Source organism: Marivita sp., assembly GCF_017643905.1.
Lineage (GTDB): Bacteria > Pseudomonadota > Alphaproteobacteria > Rhodobacterales > Rhodobacteraceae > Marivita.
Window position 1 is genome coordinate 1 of sequence record NZ_JAEPMO010000239.1, and the last position, 4098, is coordinate 4098.

The window sequence follows — 4098 nt, forward strand, 5'->3', positions numbered from 1 at the left end:
GGGAGTGACGCCTTAGGGCTCGAACACGAACACCTTGGCCAAGACGCCGCTGTGGTCTGACCCAAGCAAGGGCCTCGGGGACGCCTGCCCCCCACCCGGTGCGTAGACATGGTCGATCGGCAAGGGTGCAGCCTTCTTGGTCAATGTCGGAAACAGCGGCCCGGCCCGTGTCGCGCCGATACTGCGTTCGATGGAGCGCAGGGCAAACGACCATGGCACCATGTTGAAATCGCCCGCGATAACGACGGGTCCGTCCAGATCATGAAAGACCGGCAAAAGACGCTCCAGATGGTCGGCCTGATCAAAAGGCCAAGGCCATGACAGATGCAGGCTGAACGCCCAGAATGTGCCCCGAGGAGCAACGACCTGAACGCCGACCAAAGCGTCGCCCTCTATGCAAATCTCGCCCTCGACCGGCCAGCGGGACAGGATCGCGACCTGCGCCCATTCCACCAGCGCACAACTGGCCTGATAGGGGTACTCGGCCCGCAGATCGCGCACGAGGGCGGCGTTGCGCGAGGTAAGTTCCTGCAGCGTTACGATGTCGGGGCGCATGGCCCGGATGTCAGCCGCAAGCGCGTCGACCTGATCGTTCTGGAACAGCAGGTTCTTTTGGTAGATCGTGATCGGCCCGTCCGGGTGTGACACGTATTTCTGCGCCACGATCTGCCCCATCGCCGCAAGGCAGAGCACAGCAATGCTCCACCGGATCCAAGCGGGCCAAGGCGACCAGATCACCCACAGGGCAAACGCCACTGCGATTGGCAGGCGGAACACCGCCAGACTGTCGCCCAACGGATGCACTGCGCCCGCGAAACCGCCGAAGAAGGCGGCGCCCAGCAAAGCTGCAACAATGCTCACCATCGCTTGTCTGGCTCTCACCATCCTGTGACGCTCCCGACACAATGCTTGCGCAGGGAAGACACACCCGACACTCTTGGTTCATACGAAATGCCAAAGGGCTGCCCTGCCCCGGCCCCAAGGACACTGAATATGACCACCGAACGCATCACCTTTCCCGGCCATTCCGGAGACACTCTGTCAGCACGAGCTTGATCTGCCTGACGGGCCACACCTGGCCACCGCCCTTTTTGCGCATTGCTTCACCTGTTCCAAGGACATTCCGGCAGCCCGGCGGATCGCCGCGCGTCTGGCGTCGATGGGGATCGCAGTTCTGCGATTCGACTTTACCGGGCTGGGACATTCCAAGGGCGAATTCGCCAACACGACCTTCACGTCGAACGTGGACGATCTGCATGCGGCTGCCGCCTACCTGACCGGGCGGGGCATGGCGCCGACGCTGCTGATCGGCCATTCGCTTGGAGGTGCAGCCGTATTGCGGGCCGCAGGTGACATGGCAGGCATCAAGGCCGTTGTGACCATCGGTGCGCCCTATGATCCGGAACACGTCACGCACAACTTCTCGGACGCGCTGGAGGATATCGAGAACGCTGGCAAAGCGACGGTCGATCTGGGTGGACGCCCCTTCACTATTGGCAAAGGTTTTGTCGAGGATGTGAAAGCACAGAAACTTGGCCCGGTGATCAAGGGCTTGAAGGCCGCGCTGCTGGTGATGCACGCGCCGCGTGATGCGGTGGTCGGGATCGAGAACGCCACCAACATCTTTGCCGCTGCGCACCACCCGAAGAGCTTTGTCACGCTGGACGATGCCGATCATTTGGTCACTCAAGCGCGCGATGCGGAATACGCCGCAGATGTGATTGCAGCCTGGGCGGGACGCTATTTGAAGCTGACCCCGCCTGCCCCACCCATTGGCGCACCCGAAGGCATTGTCCGCGTGGCAGAAGCCGATGCTGCCGGGTTCCTGCAGGATGTTCAGGCCGGACCGCATCACCTGTTGGCAGACGAGCCCCTGGCCTATGGCGGTACCAATCGCGGGCCGTCCCCTTATGGCCTTTTGGCTGCTGGCTTGGGCGCGTGTACATCCATGACGCTGCGGATGTACGCTCGGCGCAAGGGCTGGCCGCTGCAGCATGTCACGGTCGATGTGAGCCACGACAAGGTGCATGCGCAGGATGCCAGTACACCGGTTGCCACCAATATCGACCTCTTTCGCCGCAGGATCACCGTGACCGGCGACCTGAGCCCGGACCAACGACAGAAGCTGCTGGAAATCGCGGATAAATGCCCTGTTCACAAGACGTTGGAGGCGTCCAGCCGGGTCGAAACCGAACTGGTCTGAACGCGCCGGAAACGCGTCGTCGCGTTTCCGGCGATCCGTCGACGGATCGCATCGCGCCCCATTCATAATCGTCTTGAGAATTATGAATTTGTCTCAAGAGGCCAAGTGTGACAGGCAGGGACAAACTTTCTGACCGACAGGCCTGTCATGTCCAACCCTCTGCACGATCTTCTGTCCACCCGCGACTGGCTTCTGGCCGATGGCGCGACCGGGACCAACCTGTTCAACATGGGTCTGGAAAGCGGCGATCCACCCGAATTCTGGAACGACACCAAGCCCGACAACATCCGCGCGCTCTATCGCGGTGCGGTCGACGCAGGCAGCGACCTGTTCCTGACCAACACCTTCGGTGGCAACGCCTCCCGTCTCAAACTGCACAACGCCGGCCACCGCGCGCGCGAACTGTCGCGTATCGGGGCCGAACTGGCACGTGAAATCGCGGATAGCGCCGGTCGCACCGTGATCGTAGCCGGTTCCGTTGGCCCAACCGGTGAGATTATGGAGCCCGTCGGCACGCTGTCCCATGCCAGCGCGGTTGAGATGTTCCACGAACAGGCTGAGGGGCTCAAGGAAGGCGGCGCCGACGTGATGTGGGTCGAAACCATCAGCGCCCCCGAAGAATTCCGCGCCGCCGCCGAGGCCTTTGCGCTGGCGGATGTGCCTTGGTGCGGCACCATGAGCTTTGACACCGCCGGGCGCACGATGATGGGCATGACTTCGGAAGGCATGGCCGAGATGGTCGAGACCCTGCCCAACCCGCCACTGGCCTTTGGGGCCAATTGCGGCACGGGCGCGTCGGATCTTCTGCGCACGGTGCTTGGCTTTACCTCCGCTGGAACGCAGCGGGCGATCATCGCAAAGGGCAATGCGGGCATTCCGAAATATGTCGATGGGCATATCCATTACGACGGCACACCGGACCTGATGGCGCGCTATGCCATCCTTGCCCGCAATGCGGGGGCCAAGATCATCGGCGGGTGCTGCGGCACGATGCCGGTCCATTTGCGTGCCATGCGCGAGGCTTTGGAGACCACCCCAAAAGGCGACGCGCCGACACTGGAGCAGATCGTGGCCGAGATCGGCCCTTTCAGTTCCGACAGCGACGGCACCGGCGATCAGAGCGGCGCACCAAAACGCGAGCGGCGGGGTCGCCGCCGCGCCTGATCGGTCTGTCCTTTACGTCAAATTAACCACCGTTCGGCCAGAAAGGGGGTATGCGTGACATCTTTGCCCCCACCCCGCCCCGTCGTCCACCCCCGACACTGTCTCCGGATCAGTGGATTGCCCATGTCTTTTCCGCTCAGGCCGCGGCCAAAGGCGGAGTCGTACGCCGACAGGCCCGCGATATCGAACGGATCCTGGGCTGGGATCGGTTCAGGCGCGAATTGCAGCGCCGGGGGTATCGCGCTGTGGTCAATGGCGGACAGGTTGTCATTTTCTGCAATGCCGAACCGGTGCATCTGTTCGAATGAGGCGAAGCCGTCTTTTCGAAAAGACGGGGCAAAGCCTTCGAAGGCTTTGGCGCGCATCACAGGCGGTTCCCGGGGCCAAATCCTGCGAAGGACTTGGCGAAACCCTTCGAAGGGTTTCCGCGATAGCTCAGAACAGGCTCAACTGATCCCCTGCACGGGGCGGGGGCTGGAACGCGGCGCAGTCGAGCTCCGGCAGGCCGCCATCGAGTCCCAACCGCCTTCGTGCCTTCGTAAAGCGTTGCGCGATCAGCGCGGCGTAGGCGCCTTCGCCCCGTACCCGCTTGAAGAACTGGGAATCGTAAACCTTCCCACCATGCATCTCCCTCAGCTTGGACAGAATGCGGGATTTCCTTTCCGGGTAATGTTCGTCCATCCACGCCTCCCACAGCGGGGCCACCTCCAGCGGCAGGCGCAGCATCGCCC

The 4098-nt window shown here is 62.6% G+C and carries 3 protein-coding genes and 2 pseudogenes; 3 read left to right on the forward strand and 2 right to left on the reverse strand.

Annotation, left to right across the window (positions count from 1 at the left end; translation table 11 throughout):
* Positions 1-12: 12 nt before the first annotated feature.
* Positions 13-885: an endonuclease/exonuclease/phosphatase family protein gene (locus tag JJ869_RS22420; protein WP_292270997.1), complete on the reverse strand. Its 873-nt coding sequence runs from the start codon at positions 883-885 to the stop codon at positions 13-15.
* Positions 886-993: 108 nt separating this feature from the next.
* Here JJ869_RS22420 and JJ869_RS22425 point away from each other — a divergent pair.
* From JJ869_RS22425 to JJ869_RS22435, 3 genes and pseudogenes are all read left to right on the forward strand, one after another.
* Positions 994-2203 (forward strand): annotated as a pseudogene (locus tag JJ869_RS22425) (bifunctional alpha/beta hydrolase/OsmC family protein).
* Between the two features lie 147 nt (positions 2204-2350).
* Positions 2351-3367 (forward strand): betaine--homocysteine S-methyltransferase, encoded by a 1017-nt coding sequence (bmt, locus tag JJ869_RS22430; RefSeq protein ID WP_292271000.1) that lies wholly within the window; start codon positions 2351-2353, stop codon positions 3365-3367.
* A gap of 50 nt (positions 3368-3417) precedes the next feature.
* Positions 3418-3675, forward strand: a complete 258-nt coding sequence (locus JJ869_RS22435; RefSeq protein WP_292271001.1) for an N-(5'-phosphoribosyl)anthranilate isomerase — start codon at positions 3418-3420, stop codon at positions 3673-3675.
* 127 nt (positions 3676-3802) lie between these two features.
* Here the strand turns inward: JJ869_RS22435 and JJ869_RS22440 are convergent.
* Positions 3803-4098 (reverse strand): annotated as a pseudogene (locus JJ869_RS22440) (radical SAM protein); the annotation flags it as partial.

Coding starts and splice junctions, on each gene's coding strand:
- bmt (WP_292271000.1), top strand. CDS start 2,351: ATGTCCAACCCTCTGCACGATCTTCTGTCCACCCGCGACTGGCTTCTG.
- JJ869_RS22435 (WP_292271001.1), top strand. CDS start 3,418: ATGCGTGACATCTTTGCCCCCACCCCGCCCCGTCGTCCACCCCCGACA.
- JJ869_RS22420 (WP_292270997.1), bottom strand. CDS start 885: ATGGTGAGAGCCAGACAAGCGATGGTGAGCATTGTTGCAGCTTTGCTG.